Source organism: Streptomyces umbrinus (assembly GCF_030817415.1).
Classification (GTDB): Bacteria; Actinomycetota; Actinomycetes; order Streptomycetales; family Streptomycetaceae; genus Streptomyces; species Streptomyces umbrinus_A.
The window spans coordinates 11,679,588-11,698,173 of record NZ_JAUSZI010000002.1 but is presented as its reverse complement, the minus strand read 5'-3'; the positions used below and the strand labels follow the sequence as shown (position 1 = coordinate 11,698,173).

14 protein-coding genes and 6 pseudogenes are annotated in these 18,586 nt (G+C 69.6%); 13 read left to right on the top strand and 7 right to left on the bottom strand.

From position 1 onward, the window contains the following. Positions 1-105: 105 nt before the first annotated feature. Positions 106-828 carry a FadR/GntR family transcriptional regulator gene (locus tag QF035_RS52060; protein ID WP_307529906.1) on the bottom strand — a complete coding sequence of 241 codons (723 nt, stop codon included), beginning with the start codon at positions 826-828 and terminating at the stop codon, positions 106-108. Beyond that, positions 803-1,332: pseudogene (locus QF035_RS52055) on the bottom strand (aldo/keto reductase); the annotation flags it as partial. The pseudogene QF035_RS52055 and the gene QF035_RS52060, both read right to left, overlap by 26 nt. Before the next feature lie 316 nt (positions 1,333-1,648). Here QF035_RS52055 and QF035_RS52050 point away from each other — a divergent pair. The 5 genes and pseudogenes from QF035_RS52050 to QF035_RS52035 all read left to right on the top strand — a co-directional run bounded on the left by QF035_RS52050 (position 1,649) and on the right by QF035_RS52035 (position 8,205). Beyond that, positions 1,649-3,880, top strand: a complete 2,232-nt coding sequence (locus tag QF035_RS52050; protein WP_307529905.1) for an alpha-L-fucosidase — start codon at positions 1,649-1,651, stop codon at positions 3,878-3,880. Between the two features lie 149 nt (positions 3,881-4,029). Continuing rightward, positions 4,030-4,254 (top strand): RICIN domain-containing protein, encoded by a 225-nt coding sequence (locus QF035_RS56070; RefSeq protein WP_373466888.1) that lies wholly within the window; start codon positions 4,030-4,032, stop codon positions 4,252-4,254. Positions 4,255-4,274: 20 nt separating this feature from the next. Continuing rightward, a pseudogene (locus QF035_RS56065) lies at positions 4,275-4,730 on the top strand (RICIN domain-containing protein); the annotation flags it as partial. A gap of 43 nt (positions 4,731-4,773) precedes the next feature. Further along, positions 4,774-5,514 (top strand): SGNH/GDSL hydrolase family protein, encoded by a 741-nt coding sequence (locus tag QF035_RS52040; protein WP_307529903.1) that lies wholly within the window; start codon positions 4,774-4,776, stop codon positions 5,512-5,514. 237 nt (positions 5,515-5,751) lie between these two features. Continuing rightward, positions 5,752-8,205 (top strand): ATP-binding SpoIIE family protein phosphatase, encoded by a 2,454-nt coding sequence (locus tag QF035_RS52035; protein ID WP_307529901.1) that lies wholly within the window; start codon positions 5,752-5,754, stop codon positions 8,203-8,205. A gap of 118 nt (positions 8,206-8,323) precedes the next feature. Here the strand turns inward: QF035_RS52035 and QF035_RS52030 are convergent, their stop codons facing one another. Continuing rightward, on the bottom strand, positions 8,324-8,476 hold the full coding sequence (locus tag QF035_RS52030; protein ID WP_307529899.1) for a hypothetical protein: 153 nt from the start codon (positions 8,474-8,476) through the stop codon (positions 8,324-8,326). Positions 8,477-8,587: 111 nt separating this feature from the next. Next, positions 8,588-9,064, bottom strand: a pseudogene (locus QF035_RS52025) (TetR/AcrR family transcriptional regulator); the annotation flags it as partial. Here QF035_RS52025 and QF035_RS52020 point away from each other — a divergent pair. The 3 genes and pseudogenes from QF035_RS52020 to QF035_RS52010 form a co-directional block, all read left to right on the top strand. Next, positions 9,064-9,240: pseudogene (locus QF035_RS52020) on the top strand (DUF2975 domain-containing protein); the annotation flags it as partial. The pseudogenes QF035_RS52025 and QF035_RS52020 sit on opposite strands and share 1 nt — an antisense overlap. Next, the gene (locus QF035_RS52015; protein WP_307529897.1) at positions 9,240-9,461 is read left to right on the top strand and encodes a helix-turn-helix domain-containing protein; all 222 of its coding nucleotides are present in this window, start codon (positions 9,240-9,242) and stop codon (positions 9,459-9,461) included. The pseudogene QF035_RS52020 and the gene QF035_RS52015, both read left to right, overlap by 1 nt. Positions 9,462-9,666: 205 nt before the next feature. Continuing rightward, the gene (locus QF035_RS52010; RefSeq protein ID WP_307529895.1) at positions 9,667-9,909 is read left to right on the top strand and encodes a DUF397 domain-containing protein; all 243 of its coding nucleotides are present in this window, start codon (positions 9,667-9,669) and stop codon (positions 9,907-9,909) included. 76 nt (positions 9,910-9,985) lie between these two features. Here QF035_RS52010 and QF035_RS52005 read toward each other — a convergent pair whose 3' ends face one another. Beyond that, a complete protein-coding gene (locus QF035_RS52005) occupies positions 9,986-10,138 on the bottom strand; it encodes a hypothetical protein (protein ID WP_307529893.1) in 153 nt (50 codons plus the stop codon). Positions 10,139-10,580: 442 nt separating this feature from the next. On the opposite strand from QF035_RS52005, the gene QF035_RS52000 reads away from it, so the two are divergent. From QF035_RS52000 to QF035_RS51980, 5 genes and pseudogenes are all read left to right on the top strand, one after another. After that, positions 10,581-11,999, top strand: a complete 1,419-nt coding sequence (locus tag QF035_RS52000) for a serine/threonine-protein kinase (RefSeq protein WP_307529891.1) — start codon at positions 10,581-10,583, stop codon at positions 11,997-11,999. A 2-nt stretch (positions 12,000-12,001) separates the two neighbouring features. Beyond that, on the top strand, positions 12,002-12,220 hold the full coding sequence (locus QF035_RS51995; protein WP_307529889.1) for a hypothetical protein: 219 nt from the start codon (positions 12,002-12,004) through the stop codon (positions 12,218-12,220). Beyond that, complete coding sequence (locus tag QF035_RS51990; RefSeq protein WP_307529887.1) at positions 12,217-12,915, top strand: hypothetical protein; 699 nt, start codon at positions 12,217-12,219, stop codon at positions 12,913-12,915. The genes QF035_RS51995 and QF035_RS51990 overlap by 4 nt, the downstream gene beginning before the upstream one ends. A gap of 473 nt (positions 12,916-13,388) precedes the next feature. Further along, positions 13,389-13,529, top strand: a pseudogene (locus QF035_RS51985) (IS21-like element helper ATPase IstB); the annotation flags it as partial. Positions 13,530-13,683: 154 nt separating this feature from the next. After that, positions 13,684-13,827: pseudogene (locus QF035_RS51980) on the top strand (RICIN domain-containing protein); the annotation flags it as partial. A gap of 183 nt (positions 13,828-14,010) precedes the next feature. Here QF035_RS51980 and QF035_RS51975 read toward each other — a convergent pair. After that, positions 14,011-14,553 carry a sigma-70 family RNA polymerase sigma factor gene (locus QF035_RS51975; protein WP_307529885.1) on the bottom strand — a complete coding sequence of 181 codons (543 nt, stop codon included), beginning with the start codon at positions 14,551-14,553 and terminating at the stop codon, positions 14,011-14,013. A 280-nt stretch (positions 14,554-14,833) separates the two neighbouring features. Beyond that, positions 14,834-17,770 carry an AfsR/SARP family transcriptional regulator gene (locus tag QF035_RS51970; RefSeq protein ID WP_307529881.1) on the bottom strand — a complete coding sequence of 979 codons (2,937 nt, stop codon included), beginning with the start codon at positions 17,768-17,770 and terminating at the stop codon, positions 14,834-14,836. Positions 17,771-18,586 lie beyond the last annotated feature (816 nt).

Sequence of the window (18,586 nt, the reverse complement as noted above, 5' to 3'; positions counted from 1 at the left end):
CGTACGCCTGCTGCGCTGACGTGACCACGGGAGTCCAACGCCGGGCACTCCACCCGTCGCGGTCCTCCGCGCCGGGTCCCCGATGCCGCGGGCAGCGTCCGCCCGTCACTTCCGCGCTGCCGTCCCGAAGGCGAGGGGCTCGCCTGAGCTCAGATGTTCCCTCAGCGACTGCTCGGTGTTGCTCACGTGCAGCAGAGCGGCGGCCTGGCTGAGGGCCGCGTCACGGGTGGAAAGCGCGTTGAAGATCGCCTCGTGCTCGGCGAGAGTGCGGCCCGCGGCCTTGTCGTCGACCAGACCGCGCCAGATGCGGGCACGCAGGGTGCGGCCGGAGATGCTTTCCAGGAGGGTGAGGAGGGTTTCGTTGCCCGTGGCCGAGATGACCGCACGGTGGAAGGCGGCGTCGTGGGCGTTCAGCTGTTCGACATCGTCCCGGGCCTCGCGCATGGCATCCAAGTGCCGCTTCACCTCGGCCAGTTGGGAGTCGGAGATCCGAGTCGCGGCAAGGGCCGTGGCCATAGGTTCGAGGAGTCGCCGTACTTCCATGAGATCGCGCAGGGCGACCGAATCACCCTGCAGCAGTTCCACCGCGCCGCCCAGGCCCTCCAGGAGCAGACTCGGCTGAAGGCTGGTCACATACGTGCCGTCGCCCCGCCGGACCTCCAGGACCCGTGCGACGGCCAGCGCCTTGACCGCTTCCCGGGCGAGGTTCCGGGACAGGCCCAGCTGCGCGGCCAGGTCCGGCTCCGGCGGGAGCTTCGAGCCCGGAGGCAGGACACCGGTCCGGATCAGCTCACGGATCTCATCAATGGCCTTGTCCGTCAGCGACACCGCTCGCCCCTCCCCCACCGTGCCCCGCGAGCACGTCCGGCCTGATCAGCCCCTGAGCGCGGAGATCGTCGCAGAGGGCGTCCGGGACTTGTCGATCATGGAGTTCCACGTTTCGTCCGACCTGTTCTGGAGTCCGCATGCCGAGGGTGACGTTGACGATACTGGGATTCCTGTGCGGGAAGGCGATCACGGCGACGGGCAGAGTGACCCCGTGCACCGTGAGGATCTCGGCGATCGCCCCGGCACGGGCGACCAGAGCCGGCGGGTCGTCCTCGTAGAGGTACTTCGTGCCGGGGAGGGGCGGTCACCGGAGAGCAGTCCCAAGTTCAAGACACCCCCCGCCACAGCGCTCTTGCCCACGTCCCACGCGGCGGACAGGACGTCGCCAAGCGCCGACTGGTTCATACCGGTGCCGACCGCGCCGATCACGCTCTGGTCACGCAACTCCGCGAGCGTGGGCATGGCCTCCTCGGCCGCCTGCCGCCAGTGGTCGTCCGGACGGTGCGCTCCAGCGTGCCCCCAATGGACCGGGGCGTGTACCTGACGCGGGAGTTCCGGAAGTCGATGGTGGCGACGGTGGAACAGCGGTCTGTTCTCAGTCTCATCGGCTTCCTCGCGCCATCCCCTAGCAGGAGAGAACCCGCCAGACATCGCATGTCTGGGCGCTCACAATATGCCCAAAGGCTCTACAAGTTGCGCAAATCTTTCGGCCACGCAGTGCTTTCATCCATGCACGCTGGTTGACATCCCATGGCGCCATGGCCGACCTTCATGCGTGGCCCTGCATTCCCCCTGCCCCTTCCGCATCAGGGATGTGTCCATGTCGAATTCGATCAACAGACGCCAGTTGCTGGCCTCCGCAACCTGCGTGGTCACGGCGGCCGTTGCAGGAGGTGTGTTAGGCGCCGGGGTTGCCGAGGCGGCCCCCAGCACGTACACGCCCGACTGGAACTCCGTCGACCAGCACCCGCCGGCCCCGGAGTGGTTCCAGGACGCGAAGTTCGGGATCTACTTCCACTGGGGTGCCTTCAGCGTGCCCGCCTTCGACAACGAGTGGTACCCGCGCAACATGTACCAGGCCGGAAGCAACGCGAACCGGCATCACATCGCGACCTACGGCCAACCGTCGGCGTGGCCATACCACAACTTCATCAACGGAGCGCGGGACCCGGCGGGCAACACCGTCCAGTTCGCCCCGCAACTGAAGTCGGCCGGCGGGAAGTTCGACCCCGAGGAGTGGGCGCAGCTGTTCGTCGACGCGGGCGCCAGGTTCGCCGGCCCGGTCGCCGAGCACCACGACGGCTTCTCCATGTGGGACAGCCAGGTCAACGAGTGGAACTCGGTGAAGAAGGGCCCTGGTCTCGACCTGCTGGGCCTGTTCTCCACGGCCATCCGCGCCAGGGGCCTGAAGCTGCTGGTCGCCATGCACCACGCGCACCACTACAACGGCTTCTTCGAAGACGCCCCAGCACAGACGGACAGCAGCCTCAAGAAGTTCTACGGACAACTGGATAAGGCGGCGGAGGACCAGCTCTGGTTCGACAAGCTCAAGGAGGTCATCGACCGCGCCCGGCCCGACATCCTGTGGCAGGACTTCAAGCTGGACGCCGTCGACGAGCAACAGCGCCTCAACTTCCTGGCGTACTACTACAACCAGGCCGACAGCTGGCGCCGCGAGGTCGTCGCCACGTACAAGGACGGCATGAACGGCAAGGGCGAGGTCTTCGACTACGAACGCGGTGGCCCTGCCGATCTCACCACGCCCTACTGGCTCACCGACGACAGCATCTCCAGCAGCAGTTGGTGCTACACCCAGGGCATCGGCTACTACACCATCCAGCAGATGCTGCACTCGTTCATCGACCGGGTCAGCAAGAACGGCAACATGCTGCTGAACATCGCGCCGATGGCCGACGGCACCATCCCCCAGGCGCAGAAGGACATCCTGCTCGCCATCGGCGACCACCTGAGGCGCTTCGGCGAGTCGGTGTACGCGACCCGAGCCTGGACCGCGTACGGCGAGGGGCCGACGAAGATGGGCGGCGGCTCGTTCACCACACCGCACGCCGGCACCCCGCAGGACATCCGCTTCACCCGCAACAAGGCCGACAACGTCCTGTACGCCACCGTTCTGGGCTGGCCCGGCAGATCGCTCACGATCAAGACTCTCAGCCCGGACCGGATCAACCTCTCGTCGCTGTCCTCGGTGAAGCTCCTCGGTACCACCGCCGGCACCTACATCGACCTGCCCACGCCGGCCCAGAACTCCTCCGGCCTCACGATCACCCTGCCGTCCTCCGCGCCGTACAGCGCCGACGCGTACGTCCTGAAGCTCGACTTCTCCGGCACGATCCCCGGTCTGCGGCCGCTGGCCGGCGCCGCCGCCTTCACGGACGTCGACTACACCGGCAAGGCCGCCGTCCTCGGCATCGGCGACTACACCGCGGCCGACCTCAACGCGGCCGGACCTGGCCCGGGCACCCTCTCCTCCCTCCGCCCGGCCCCCGGCTACCAGGTGATCGGCTACTCCGGAGACAACTTCACCGGCACCTCCTGGACGTTCACCACCGAGAACCCCGACCTGCGGGTCACCGGCAACAACGATCAAATCACCTCGCTGAGGGTCCAGTTCAACCCGGCGACGTACTTCCGGATCACCAACGCCACCAACGGCCTCGTCCTGGACAGCGGCGGCAACGTCGCCTCGGGGTCCGACCTCAAGCAGTGGACCTGGAACGGCAGCAACAATCTCCAGTGGCACGCGGAAGCTGTCGGAGGCGGCTACTACCGGCTGGTCAACCGCACCAACGGCATGGTCGCCGACGGCTGGGGCGCCACCGTCGAGGGCGCCACCGCCCGGCAGGCCGCCTGGAACGGCGGCACCAACCAGCAGTGGACCCTCACCCACCGGGGCGGCGACCGCTATTCGATCGCCAACCGCACCACCGGCCTGGTCCTCGACGGCGGCGGCAACGTGTCCTCGGGATCCGTGGCCAAGCAGTGGACCTACGGCAGCAGCACCAACCTGTTGTGGACCTTCACCGCGCTGTAGCCGCACGAGTCCGCTGACGAGACGTCGTACGTCCCGGCCGGGCAGCCGCACTCAGCGAAAGGGACATGAATGCAGAGGGGTGGCATATATATGACATGGGGTGTGTCGTGGTGGGGGCGGCGTGTGGGGGTGTTGGTAACCGTGACGCTTTGCTGGCTGCGCTCCTGACCGGCTTGGGCGCCGCGGGGACGGCGCAGGCGGCCACCCTGGACTCGAACGCCTGGTATGTGCTGGTCAACCGTGACAGTGGCAAGGCGCTGGGTGTGTCCGGTGCGAGCGGTGCCGACGGGGCGGGCATTGGGCAGTGGACCCGTCATGACGGTGCCAACCAGCGTTTCCAGTTCGTGGATTCGGGGGCGGCTACTACCGGCTGAAGGCGCAGCACTCCGGGAAGGTGCTGGACGTCCTGAACCACTCCTCCGCGGCTCACGCGGACATCGTGCAGTGGAGTGATGGCAATGGTGTCAACCAGCAGTTCCGGCCGGCCGACTCCTCGGACGGTCACGTCCGGCTGATCAGCCGCAGCAGCGGCAAGGCCGTGGAGGTGCAGAACGCCTCCACCGCGGACGGCGCCAAGATCGTGCAGTTCACCGACTGGGGCGGAGCCAACCAGCAATGGCAACTGATCCGCGTGTCAGGGGTGCTCGGACAGGTGCACACCGCGGGGCGGGTCAAGGGCGCCGGAGACACCGTGCAGTACAGCTGGCCCGGCGTGTACTTCGAGGGCCGGGTCAGCGGCACCGGCGTGGGCATCGTGCTCAACGACTCGGCCGCCGACTACGACGTCCAGGTCGACGGCACCACCGTTGCCACACTCGTCACGCCCGGCAACACCACGCACTGGATCAACGGCCTGTCGAACAGCACGCACACCGTCCGGCTCGTCAAGCGCAATGACACCTGGGGACACCGGCACCTTCGGAGGCTTCGTCGCTGCGCCCGGCGGCGCCGTACTGAGCAAACCGGCCGCCCGCAATCGCCAGATCGAGTTCATCGGCGACTCCCTCACAGTGGGCTACGGCAACCTCTCGGCCTCTCGCACCTGCACCTGGGACCAGGTCAGGCGGAACACCAACTCCGATGTGAGCTACGGCGCCCTCACCGCCCGGAAGCTGAACGCCGACTACCAGATCAACGGCTACTCGGGCCTTGGCATGGTGCGCAACTACAACGGAGGCTCGTCGGACGTCACGTACCGGACCTTCTACGACCGTGCCCTGCTGAACGTGGCGGGAGACGTCTGGCAGAACCCGGGAACCTGGCGCCCCCAGGTCGTGATGGTCAACCTCGGCACCAACGACTTCTCGACCGCAGTCAACCCCGGTGAGCCATGGACGCCGGACAGCCTCGCGGCTGCCTACCGCAGCGCCTACGGCGACTTCGTCCAGAAGCTGCGCACGCGCTACGGGGTCGACACGACCATCGTGGCGGTGGACGCCGGCCAGTACGCCGGCCATGTCCAGCAGGTGGTCAGGACGCGTAACGACGCCGGCGACAGCCGGGTCCGTTACTGGTTCCTCGACGACTCGGGCCTGGACTTCCTCGGCTGCGACTGGCACTACTCGGCCCGCGACGACCGGCTCGTCTCCGACCGGCTCACCTCGTTCATCGCCGGTCTGCCGACAGGCTGGTGACGGCACCGACCGCCCAGGAGCACCACGGATCGGGGCCCAGGCCCTGACGTGCCGCGTTCCCCTCCGCAGCGGCCCGTCCCTTCGGGGTCGGGCCGCCCGGTTCCTTTCCCGTGCGAAACCCGTGCGAACGCACCGGTCGGGGCGCCGTGGAGCGGAAGCGGACCTAGGCTGGAAACCGGCGGCTGGAAACCAGCCCTGGTGGGCTGAGCTGTCCGGACGGAGGCGGAGCGCGTGGACATGGCCGACAAGCAGGATGTCCGCACCACCGCCCTCGTGGTGGGCCCGGACGGCGTGGTGAGCGGCTGGAGCGAGAGCGGGCGGCTGCTGCTGGGCTGGACGGCGCAGGACATGGTCGGGCGCCCTTTGACCGAACTGCTGGCCGCTCCCCCACCACCCGGTTTCCCTGAGAACCACGGCAGCGGCCCCGACCACGCGGAGCTCATCCCGCTGCGCCACCGGGACGGCTCCACGGTGGACGCTCTGGTGTCGGCTCACCCGCTGTTCGGCCCCGACGGGCGGGCGCTGGGCCACGTGGTGACCGTCCAGCGCTGGGAACGCCGACCGGTGATCGCCGATCTGGCCTTCGAGCAGTGTCCCTTCGCTCTGGGCGTCTATGACCCTGAGCTGCGGTTTCTATGGATCAACGCCTCTTCGGGCCGGGTGATCGCGCACTCCGAGGAGCAGGTGCTCGGCAAGAAGTACCGCGAGGTGCTTCCCGAGTTCGATCGCTCGCTGTTTCCCGAGAGGGATGACAAGCCCTACACGGACCAGCTCGCCGAAGTGGCGAGGACGGGCAGGGCGGCGCGTCTCATCACCGTCTTCCAGCCGCGCGGCAGCGACTACGCCAATGCCTGGGCCACCAGCATCTGGCCCGTCCGGGATGCCGAGGGCAGGGTCCGCGCGGTCGCCAACTGGGGATTCGACATGAGCGCCGAGTACTGGGCCCGGCAGCGCCTGCTCATCCTCAACGAGGCCAGCGCCGGCATCGGTCGTACGCTCGACGTGATCGGCACCGCCCGGGAACTGGCCACGACCTCGGTGCCGTCATTCATCGACCTCGTCACCGTGGATCTCTTCGACGAGGTGCTGCGCGGAGAGGAGCCGCCCTCCGTGTCCGAGTTCACCCCCGGCGAGACCATCGTGCTCACTCGTGCCGCCCGGCACAGCGCGAAGGAGGACGCCGACCGGGCTCCCGGGCCCACGACACCGGTCAGCCACACTCCCGGTTCCGTCGCCGCCCGCTGCATGGCCACCGGCAGGTCCACGGTCCAGCTCGCGGCCGAGCCGGGCGAGGGCGGCGAATGGGCCTTCGGGCCCGGGCTCGCCTCCGACCCGGCCCACTGGCCGCCGGGCAACCCGTTGGTCGACACCTCCATCGCCGCGGACGGACTGACCGGCCGGATCACCGTGCCGCTCCGGGTCCGCGGCGCATTGCTCGGCGTCGTCGCGTTCTCCCGCAGCGAGCGGCCCGAGGCGTTCACCGCCGATGACCTGATCCTCGCCGAAGAGCTGACCGCCAAGGCCGCCGTCGCCATCGACAACGCCCGCCGCTACTCGCGCGAGCGCACGACCGCGCTGACCCTGCAACGAAGCCTGCTGCCACAGGGGCTGCCCAGCCAGGAGGCGGTCGAGGTGGCATCCCGCTACCTGCCCGCCGGGACCGACGCGGAAGTGGGCGGCGACTGGTTCGACGTCATTCCGCTCTCCGGTGCCCGGGTCGCCCTGGTCGTCGGCGACGTGGTCGGTCACGGCCTGCACGCCGCGGCCAGCATGGGCCGGTTGCGTACGGCGGTCCGCACGCTCGCCGACGTGGACCTGCCGCCGGACGAGTTGCTGACCCACCTGGACGACCTGGTCATCCACCTCGCCAGCGACCTCCGGCCCACCGACCACTTCCAGCCGACCGGTGAGTTCGGGGCCACCTGCCTGTACACGGTCTACGATCCGGTCTCCCGCCGCCTCACACTGGCAAGCGCAGGTCATCCGCTGCCGCTGATCATCTCCCCGGACGGCACCACGACCCCGGTGGACACACAGCCGGGACCGCCGCTGGGCATCGGCGGGCTGCCTTTCGAGGCGACCGAGCTCGAACTGCCCGAGGGCAGCCTGCTCACCCTCTACACCGACGGACTGGTGGAAAGCCGCGAGCGCGACGGCGACCAGCGGATCGCCGACCTGCTGCGGGTCCTCAACCACGCGGCCACCTCACTGGAGGACCTCTGCGACACGGTGATGGACGCCATGCTTCCCGAACACCGCACGGACGACGCCGCCCTGCTCCTCGCTCGCACTCACGCGCTGGATCCTCAGCATGTCGCCGACTGGGACGTCGAACCCGACCCCGCGCAGGTGCCGCGCGCCAGGAAGTTCACGCTCGACCAGTTGGAGGCCTGGGGCCTGGAGGAGGCATCGTTCGTCACCGAACTGGTTGTCAGCGAGCTGGTCACCAACGCCATCAGATACGGCGAGCCCCCGATCAGGCTGCGGCTGATTCGTGACACCTCCCTGATCTGCGAGGTCTCCGACGCCAGCAACACCGCACCGCACCTGCGCCGGGCGCGCGCCTTCGACGAGGGCGGCCGGGGCCTGCTGCTCGTCGCCCAGCTCACCCAGGGCTGGGGTACCCGGCACACCACGGACGGCAAGACGATCTGGTGCGCACAGGCCCTCACCGAGCCCGGGCCGCGATGAGATGCGGCAGTCCGGAGACGGCTCCGGGCTGCCGGACCTCAGAGGGCGGAATGCGAGTACCTGTCTGACTCGTCTTTGAGTCGGGATCAGATGTGCTATCGGCGGCATGCCATGCCGGTCACCGGCGGTGCAGGGTGAACAAACCGGGATCGGGCTCGATGATCAGCCCGTGGCCGACCAGGCGTTTGAGTACCGCTTGTTCAATCTGATCGGCAAAGACGATGAGGTCGTTGACCTTGGACTCGACTGGTCCGCCGTCCGTCGCGGCCATCAAGCCGACGCACGCAGACACCACTTCAAGCGGCGCCTGCGCCTCCAGATCATTCAGACCCAGCTATGCAGTACTGGCCGGAACGCCCCGTGCGCGTCCGCCGCACGCCCGCTACGGCAGCCAGCGCTCCAGTGCCATGTCGGCGATGTCCTGGAGTTCGTCGCGGCCGAGGCCGCCGGCGGCCTGGACGGCGATGCCGAACGTCACCGTCATGACATATCGGGCGAGTTGTCGAGGGTCGGCGTCGCGCGGAAGATCGCCCTCGTCGACGGCCCGCTGGAAGCGCTCCTCAAGGCGTAGACCCGAATCGTTCCGCCACTCGACCAGCATGTCGTGCGCGGGCCGACCCGCATCGCTCGACGCCAGCGCGCCCTGCACGACCAGGCATCCCGCAGGGCCTCCGGGACGCGTCGTGGTCCGAACCGCTCCACGGAGAATCGCCTCGGCCACGCCTCGCGCGGTCGGCTCCTCCAGGGCGCGCGTCCCGTAGTCGGCCGGGCCCTCGGTGTAGCGCTCCAGAGCTTTGCGGAACAGCTCCTCTTTGTTGCCGAAGGCCGCGTACAGGCTTGGCTTCGTGATGCCCATGGATCAATGCACCGGGCCAGCGGGACGACCCGGGCGTCACCGTCATCATGGGCGGGATCGGCCTGGCCATCCTGGGGGTCGCACTCATCGTGCTCGTACTGCGGATGCTGCTCACCCAGGCCGTCGCACGCGACGTCGAAGCGACACAGACGCAGGCCGAGCTGGCCGAGGTGATCTGATGCCGATCACCGTCGACATCGACGTGATGCTGGCCAAGCAGAAGATGTCCGTAGGCGAGCTCGCGGACCGCGTAGGCATCACGCCCGCCAACCTGGCGGTACTCAAGAACGGCCGCGCCAAGGCGGTGCGCTTCACGACGCTCGCCGCGCTCTGCGAGGTGCTCAAGTGCCAGCCGGGCGACTTGCTGCGCTGGGAGGCCGAGGACGCCGCAGGCGGATGACGTGCCCTACCACGAGATCGCCCGCGTCCAGCTCGCAGGCCTGGCGCGCTGCTCACGGTGGGGTAGTCCCCGTACGCAGTCGACAGCTGCGTACGGGACAACGTCCAGCCGCCGGGTGTGGCCCAGAAGCCGCCGTTCTCGTCGTAGCGCAGCAGCAGGAGGCGATCCTCGGCGGTGACATTTGGACCTTTGCAGGCATAAGCACATGCCCGCCTCGCTGCGGGTCCCAAGGGATGGACTCGCAATGAACGGCTCGTGGTCGTGGCGGAGGTCGTCGTTCAGCGACGCCGCAGGCAATCAGTGCGTGGAGGTTGCGCGTACTTCGCTCGGCGTCATGGTGCGCGACTCCAAAGACATCGCCGCGGGTCGCCTTGCCTTCGGTGCCGCCGCATGGAGCCGCTTCGCTGCCTCGGCCGACGTCGCGGACAGCACCCCGACGAGCGGATGACCTCCATCTGAGACGCCTCTACAAGACGCCACGCCCCACCTGTTGGACCAACAGATACGGGCGCGGCGCGTTGTGTTCACTGACCGGGTGTCCCCAGACGACCGGCGAGAGCGAGCCCTGCGGTGGCGATGGCTCCGGCGGCCGCCTCGCCGGCGTCGTCGGGGACCAGAATCAGCGTGAAGATGGCCGCAGCCAGTGTGGACGAAGAACCCTCCATCCTGATCAGCACCCGGTCACTGTTCTTCCGTCGATCCTATCAAGACCTCTGCCATGCCTGACTGCGAACTCGGACAACCAGGGACGACATGGCTGAGCGAGCGTCTACCTGCGGCGGCAGCAGAACTCTGTGTGAGTGGAGCGCGGAAAAGTACTGGAGACGACGTCGAATCCGGCTCGCTGCAGCATCCCCTCGATGAACCAGGCTTAGGTGGAGAACTCGTCTCGGACATGGGCTTCGAAATCGGCCCTGGTGAAGCCCTCTGAGCGGCGGTCGGACTCGCGCACACGGTTCCTCGGCCACGACCGAGGGAACCGAGGGATCGCCCCGACACGGCGATCGGGGGTTGCGCCACCGCAACCGACATGGCCGAAATTGTGTCTCCCATCGCGTGGCCCGGAGCTTCCCAGGTCCATGGAGGCTCCGGCACCGCGACGGCCCTGAGGGGGTACCGATGAACACATGGGCAGTTCCTGGCTACACCGAATCGCTGGAGCTGGGCTCCGGGGCGAGCGGCCGGGTCGTCCTGGCCGTGCACGAAGAGACCGGCATCGCGGTCGCGGTGAAGTACCTCAGCGAGTCCCTGTACACCCGACCTGGCTTCGTCCACGACTTCCGCGCGGAGGCGCGACTGCTCGCCGGCCTGAACAGCCCGTATGTCACCGGGTTGTACGAGTACGTCGAGAGCCCCGACGGCGCCGCCATCGTGATGGAGCTGGTGGACGGTGTGTCCCTCCGTTCCCTGCTGACCACGCAGAGTCCGCTGGAACCCGAAGCCGCATTCGTGATCCTCAAGGGCTCCCTGCTCGGCCTGGCCGACGCCCACCGGCTCGGTGTGGTCCACCGCGACTACAAGCCGGAGAACGTCCTCGTCAGTTCCGACGGCACGTCGAAGCTCGTCGACTTCGGCATCGCGGTGACCACGGGTGAGAGCGCCGGAGTGGCCGGAACACCCGCCTACATGGCCCCGGAGCAGTGGACCGGTGCGCCCGCCTCACCCGCGGGCGACGTGTACGCGGCAACAGCCACCTTCTTCGAGTGCCTGACCGGCCACAAGCCGTACCCGGCCGACAACCTCGCCGAACTCGCGCTGCGGCACGTCGACTCGCCCGTCCCGGCCGAGGAGGTTCCCGAGGCGGTGCGGTCACTGGTCCGGCGCGGCCTGGCCAAGTCGCCCCAGGCACGGCCCTCGCACGCCGCGGCGTTCGTCGCGGACCTGGAGGCGGCGGCCGTCGCCGGCTACGGCCACGAGTGGGAGGAACGTGGCCGCGGCAGGCTCTCCGCACTCGCGGTGCTGTTGCTGCTGCGTTCCCCGGCCCGCACCGGCCCGGAGACCACTACGGACACCGCCCGCACCGTCCTGCGCCCGGGAGCCGGCGAGGGAAGTGGGTGGGCCCGCATGTGGCGGCCCACTCGCCCAGGCGTGCTCGTGTCGGCCGCGGCCGCGCTCCTGGCGATCGTTCCGGCGTACGGCGTGCCGCGGAACGACGGCCAGGCGGCCGACCAGGCAGCCGAAGCGTTCGCCACGACCAGTGCGCAGCCCGGAGTGGAGTCGGGGCCCACCTCTCCGACCTCGTCGGTCGAGCCTGCCGAGTCCTCGGCATCCGCCGGATCGACCGGCCCCTCCCCGTCCGGCTCGCAGAGCTCTGCCTCCGACGGCCCCTCGGCGTCGGCGTCGGCCCCGACAGACGAGACCACGCCGCCCGGCGGAGCCACAGCCACGCCCACCCCGACGACCGGGTCCCCCACCCCCACGGCGCCCGCCGCGCCCGCGGTCAAGGACGTCGCCGTATCCGGTTTCCGCAGACAGGCCCCACCACGGGTACGACCACCGTCTCCATCACCACGGACGGCACCGGGCCGATCTCCGTGACCGTGTCCTGGTACACAGGCGACACCAGTGGACAGCTCGGCACGCCGGACGGAACGCCCGAGACATTCGACCGCAGTGGCGCCACGCAGTACACGTTGACCCTCGACCACACGTTCCAGGGCAAGGGCTGCTACTGGGCCGTGCAGGCCACGACAGCTCCCGCGTCCGCCGACGGCGGCGCCTCACAGCAGCTCCTGACGAGGCGGTGCGACATCCGTTGACTCCGACCAACGACCGCACCACCCCGCCCGGCAACGGCTCCTGGCCCGCACCACCCGACCACACCGCCGACGCGGAAGCGGAGTACAGCGCCACCGAGCTGGGGAGCCACTGGTTCCAGAGACCCGAGCAGGACACCACGCCGCAAGAGGACCGAACCGCCGTGGCACCGACCACGCCGGAGACCCGGCCCGACCGTGTCGAAGGAACGGTCCTGCGCTTCGGCCCCGGCGTGACCGCCGCTCTCTCGCACCGTTCAGGGACCCCGCTGTCCGCCGCCGTGCCGACGCCCACCCGGCATCCGCAAGGACGTCTGCGCCGGCATGCCCTGCCCGTGCTGGTACTGCTCATGGTCATCGCGTTCCTCGCCTGGCAGCGTTCCGGCACCGGCTTCGCCGCGGATCGGGTGACCGTCACCACCCGCAACACGACGGTGGAATGCGACAGCACGGCGGACATCGTCGGAGTGATCACCACGAACGGCCGACCGGGCACCCTGTCCTACCGCTGGGTCCGCAGCGACGGCACAACCTCGGCCGTCCTGCGCGAAGTGATGCCCGGGGGACAGAAGAAGGCACGGGTACATCTGCTGTGGACGTTCCGGGGCGAAGGCCGCTACCGGGCCCAGGCCGAGCTGCACGTCCTCTCCCCCATCCGCCACACAGCCACGATTCGCTTCGTGTACGACTGCTCCTGACGACTGCTCCTGACAGCGGGGAAGAACCCGGTGGTTGCCCTACTGGTTGGGTTGACGGTCGTGATCGATTCGATATTCGCCTTCCGAACGGCAGACCGCCACTGGTGCAGGCGTACTCGCACCGAGCACGCGACGAGGCCAGAGAGACTCTCACGGCATTCATCGACGCTGTGCGGGCGCACCTTGACGAGAGGTCGCCGTAGGTTGTCCTTGACCTGCTGAATGGCCGTGCTGTACGGGCCAACTGAAGCGGGTGTCGGCATCCAGCTTGCCCAGGGCGGGCTCGGTCTCCTGTTCGCACACCAAGCCTGCACGCTCAGCCGGGACACCGGTGCCCCTTCGCTCTCCCGAGGTCAGAACGGCAGCGCTCATGCGCCGGCCCACCGCAATGTGATGGGCGCTGCTCGCGCCGACCACGCGTTCCGCAAAACGCGGCCCGAGCAGACGTTGCCTGACGCATGGCGGAGGGAGGAAGAGACCTCGTAGCCATTGCCTCGAACGAATCGTTCGGTGGCTGGACCAGGGACTCCTCCGATCCAGGAATCTGCGCGGCCGTCGTCGGCCGGCTGACCTTCGGCGGCAACACCATCGAGACCTGCACGGACTCCTGCCGCCCAGGTGTTTTGACCCGCAACGTCGTTCACGCGGTTGATCGGTGGTTGGCCGCCGAGTGTGTCGGGCCGCACACCCGCCCACTCAGCCCGGGGCCGCCACCGGAGCTCCCGAGTCGGACGCAACATCGTTGTCCTCGCCCCGCCCCCGGCGCTCGGAGCCGGCGGACAGTACCGCTTCGTCGCCCGGCACAGCGGCAAGTGCCTGGCCGTGGACGGCTCCTCCAACGCCAACGGGGCACGCCTGTCCCAACAGTCCTGCTTCGGGGCGTCTGCCCAGGCACTCACGCTGACCGGCTGACTCTCCCTCACACGGTGGGGGGCCCGGACCGGTGACCGGGCCCCGAAACGCGTACAGGCCCCAACGGCCATACCGTCGAACCCTTCATGCCCGCGGTTCCGTGTACCTCTTGGAGTCGGCCCGCCGGCGGACGAGGGACGGCGAGGGGAGCGTGCGATGGGCGACCGCGAAGGCGTATGTGTCTCAGTTCATCGTGGCGGGATCCCTCGATGCCACGCGGGCCCGCAGCGCGTTGAGGGCGTAGTGCTGGCGCGACTTGACCGTTCCGGCGGGAATCCTGAGGATGTGGGCCGTCTCCTTGATGGTCCGGCCGCACAGATAGGTGTGCACCAGCACCTCCCGGTGGTCTTGGGAGAGCTGACGCAGCAGGGACGTCGTCTCGACGGAGACCAGCACGGATTCGCAGTGATCGGGCAGGACGACGTCACGGTTGTCGATGCCGACGCTCTCCCGGCGGACGCAGGCACTGCGCATTCGGTCGACGATCAGGTTGCGTGCGACGGTCAGCAGCCACCCCCGCACGGATCCCTCGGTGCTGTAGAGGCGTTCCGTGTGCGGCCACGCACGGAGGAGGGTCTCCTGAACTATGTCCTGCGCGGTGTGCCGGTCGCTCAGCAGCTTCTCCGCATAGGCGAGCAGCGCCGTCATGTGATCGGAGACCAGGTCGTCGAGCAACTGCCGGTGATGCGCGGGCGAGGCGGTCTCCGTGCCGGTGATCGTGTTCATTTTCCAGTTCCTGAGGGGGAGTTCGGTCCGCTCCTCTCCCCCACGACGGTGCCCGCACTCGCACACGGATGCGCGGCGAGCAGGGGAACGCGGCCGTGGCAGGGGCACCGGCACGGCCTACGCAGGGAAGGGCCGTACGAGCCCCGACGAAGCGGCGCGGCGAGCGTAGACAGGTCCCTCTTCCGGAACAGTGACGGTCCTCTGACGCCCGACCGCAACGCCCCGCGCGGAAAGCGATGTCCGGGCAGGCCTATCCGTCCTGGGCCGGCCTATCCCCCGGTCAAGGGTGAGCGGGATGCTCCCCGGCGCGGGCAGCGACTGCGTCCTTCAGCTTCCCGCGCACCGCCTCGGCATCCGGGTGGCCGATGCCGTCCAGAATGTCCAGCGCCTGACGCCAGGCGCCCGCGGCCCGTTCGTGCTCCCCTGCCGCGTAGCGGGTGTCACCGATGTGCACGAGGGTGTCCGCCTCCAGGGAACGGTCGCGGATCGCCCTGTAGAGCTCCAGCGCCCGCTCGTAGCACGTCAGTGCCCGGTCGTGTTCGTGCAGGTGGTGGTGGGCGTAGCCGAGACTGTCCCACGCCGCGGCCGCGCCGTTGCGGTCATCGATCTCCTGGTGGACGGCCAGAGCCCGGCCGCACTCCTCCAGCGCCTCCCGGTACCGGCCCGTCAGAATGTAGGTCCAGCCGACCTCGTTGGCCACGCTGGCCTCCCCACTGCGCCGTCCCGCCTCCCGGTAGAGGACACCCGCCCGGGCATAGTGCTCCAGAGCCTCCCCGTGACGGCCGCGCGCGTTGGCGAGAAAGGCCGCGTAACGGTGCACCCGGCCCTGTCCGGCCCGGTCCCCGACATAGGCGAACAGGTCCAGGGCGCGCGCCAGATGCCCGGCCGCATCCACCCAACGCTCCAGCCTGCCGTTGGCGAAGCCCAGCGCCCGGTGGGCGTGGGCCTGTCCGCGCACGTCGCCCAGCCCCTGCGCTGCCCTCGCCGCCGTCGTCTGTGCGACCAACTGTTCCTGACGACGGCCGCTGCGGTCCAGATACAGCTCGATGGTGGCGGCAAGCTGCCAGCTCTGTTCACCACAGCCACGCCGCGCACTGTGCTCGACCGCGGCGAGCAGCACCGACCGGTTGGCCTCCAGCCACTCGGCCGCGCGGGCCTGGTCGGCGAATTCCGACACGACCGTCCCGGCCACGGGCGGGCCCAGAATGAGGCGTTCCCGGCTCGGCGCAAGGACACTGTCCGCCGCGTGCGCGCAGTGCAGATAGTGGTCGAACATACGGCGCCGGGCCGCCCTCCGCTCCGGGAGGGCATCCAGCGACCTGCCCAGTTCGCTCCCGTACGCGCGCAGCAGCTCATGGCAGGTAAAGCTCCCTGGCCCGGTCTCCGACACCAGATGGGCCCGGCACAGCTCGGCCAGCAGCGGCCGGACCTCGGCGCGGCGTACTCCGGCCAGGCTCGCGGCCGCGGCAACCGAGCAGTCGGCGCCCGGATGGTGCGCCAACAGCCGGAACACCCGTGCCGCCTCCGGGCTGAGGAGCCGGTACGACCACGAGAAGGCACTGCGGGCATCCGTGGCGGGCGCCTCGCCGGAGAAGGCATGGAGACTGCCCTCGCTCTCCGCCAGCTCCTCGGCGATACCGGACAGCGGGAAGGCGGGGTTGATCGCTGCACGGGCACTGACAACGGCCAGCGCCAGCGGCAGGCCCCCGCACGCGGCGGCGATGGCACGGGCAGCGCCCGGATCCCGCTCGATCCGGTCGGGCCCGAGGCGGTCGGAGAGGAACCGCAGGGCGTCGTCCTCGCCGAGGACGTCCAGCGTCAGAAAGTGCGCGCCCTCGGCGGCCACCAATCCGTACAGCTGGTGCCGGGTCGTGACGACGACCAGGCATCCGGGCGCTCCGGGCAGCAGCGCACGCACGTGCTCGGTGTCACGGGCGTTGTCGAGCACGATCAGCACACGGCGCCGGGCGAGCAGACTGCGGTACAGCGCTGCCTGCGCGTCCAGCCCGGCGGGGACTCGCTGGGCGGGCACCCCGAGAGCGCCGAGGAAGGAACGGATGGCCTCGGCCGGGCTCATCACCGTCCCGCTGGGGTGGAAGCCGCGCAGGTCGACGTACAACTGGCCGTCCGGGAAGCGGTCGGCCACCTGGTGCGCCCAGTGCACGGCGAGGGCGGTCTTGCCGACACCGGCCATACCGCCGATCACCCCGATGACCAGCGCGGAGGCCGAACTGCCCGGCAACAGCCCACGGAAACGAGCGAGCTCGTCGAACCGGCCGGTGAACGAGGAGAGTTTCGCGGGGAGTTGAGCGGGCGGAACGACATGTGACTCCCGGCGGTCCGGGTCGAACGGCTCGGCCGTCCCGCTCTCCGGGCCGCTACCGGCCGGCTCTGTCCGCGCGTCCAAGCTCATGTGGTCGGCGGACCGGGTTCCCCCGGCAGGGGCCGAGTCGTCCCAGACGTACGTCTGTGCCAGCACCCGCCGTTGCGCGGCCTGGAGTTCCGGGCCGGGCTGGACGCCCAGATCATCGGCGAGCCGAGCGCGGACGGTCCGATACACCTCCAGGGCTTCGGCCTGGTGGCCGGTGGCGGCGAGCGTGAGGATCAGCCGGGCCTGCAACGCCTCGTCGAGCGTGTGCAGAGCGGCGGCCTGACGCAGGGTCACCAGCACACGTGCGCGCGGTTCCCGCCCGGTCTCCAGCGCCCGCTCGGCCGCCTGCTTGACCACGGCCAGGTGTTCACCGTCCACCGCGCCGAAGGCGGGATGAGCCCGCACCTCCGGCGGTATCCCGGCGGCCGTGGGGCCTCGCCACAGGGTCAGGGCCTCCACCAGCAGTTCGGTGGCCTCGGCCGGGTCCCCGGTCCCGGACGCGCGCTCCCGCAGGTGCCGGAAGCGCAGCAGATCGAGGGATTCGAGGTCGGCGTCCAGGCGGTAGCCGCCCGATGCCCGCACCAGCCACCGTGACGTTCCCCTGCTCGGCATGTCGGGTTCGAACAGGCGGCGCAGTGCCCCGATGTGACGGTGCACGACGTTCACTGCGCTGTCCGGCGGGTTCTGGCTCCACAGGGCATCGACGATCTCGTGCGTACCAACGGGGTGGTTGGGTTGCGCGAGGAGGAACGCGAGCAGCGCGCGCTGCTTGGGCGGTCCCAGCTCGAGCTCGATCCCTCCCCGCCAGGCCCTCAGCGGGCCGAGCACGGTAAAACGCGTATGCACAGTGTCCCTTGTACCGACAAGCGAAGCCGATGCGGGTCGACGACGCCCGGTCACGGGCGTGAGCCGACGGGCCGGATCCGCTCCGCTCGACGGGACCGGGCCGAGGGGAGCCTACCCCCATCGGTGCGACGGGCCGCCGCCCCGGCGGCCCCACTCCAAAAGCCGTCCAGGGCGGGGAAACCGATGCCGTCTACAACCGTTCCGGCCGTTTCCGGGCGCCGTGCAAGAGCGGCTCACCGGCCCGGCAGCCGCAGCCCTCATGAAGCGCCGCAGCGGCCAAGTGCGGTCACCGGCCCGCGGGTTCCGTTGTGGTGCCCGCGCCACCGCGGATACGGCGACCGTGAACGGGCGGGCAGGCGCGCAGGGGTGTGCTCCCTGCGTACGGCCCATTGCTGCCCACGGCCGGACGTCTCCGCCCTGCACACGGAGGGCGCCGGACCCACCGAGGTGGCCCTGGCGTAGCAGGCGACCCGGCGCTCTCCACCGATCCGTGACTTCGTCCGGGTCGCGCCGGCGGTTCTCGCCCAGGCCCCGGACGAGGAGGCGCGCACGTCGGGGCGACGGGGCGACGGGGCCGTCGCACGGAGTCCGGGCCGCTGGGTCGGTTTCGCCGGCACCGTGTCGGGCCACGGCCGTCCCCGCCGAACCGACCGCTCCGCGCCGCTTCAGGGCCTGCTGCTGTCGTTCCGAAGACGCAGCGGCAGATTTCTTTCGCCGAGTTGAACTCTCGAGGCTTCCTCCCACGTGTAGCACGTAGCAGCTTCTGGCCCGGTCCGGGAGGTGAGCGCCGCCGCGGTGGTCGCGATCTCGTCCGGT

Bases quoted from the DNA above. Each gene is read 5' to 3' on its own strand.
- QF035_RS52050 (WP_307529905.1), top strand. From the start codon at position 1,649: ATGTCGAATTCGATCAACAGACGCCAGTTGCTGGCCTCCGCAACCTGC.
- QF035_RS52040 (WP_307529903.1), top strand. From the start codon at position 4,774: ATGACACCTGGGGACACCGGCACCTTCGGAGGCTTCGTCGCTGCGCCC.
- QF035_RS52035 (WP_307529901.1), top strand. From the start codon at position 5,752: ATGGCCGACAAGCAGGATGTCCGCACCACCGCCCTCGTGGTGGGCCCG.
- QF035_RS52030 (WP_307529899.1), bottom strand. From the start codon at position 8,476: ATGGCCGCGACGGACGGCGGACCAGTCGAGTCCAAGGTCAACGACCTC.
- QF035_RS52015 (WP_307529897.1), top strand. From the start codon at position 9,240: ATGCCGATCACCGTCGACATCGACGTGATGCTGGCCAAGCAGAAGATG.
- QF035_RS52010 (WP_307529895.1), top strand. From the start codon at position 9,667: ATGCCCGCCTCGCTGCGGGTCCCAAGGGATGGACTCGCAATGAACGGC.
- QF035_RS52000 (WP_307529891.1), top strand. From the start codon at position 10,581: ATGAACACATGGGCAGTTCCTGGCTACACCGAATCGCTGGAGCTGGGC.
- QF035_RS51975 (WP_307529885.1), bottom strand. From the start codon at position 14,553: ATGAACACGATCACCGGCACGGAGACCGCCTCGCCCGCGCATCACCGG.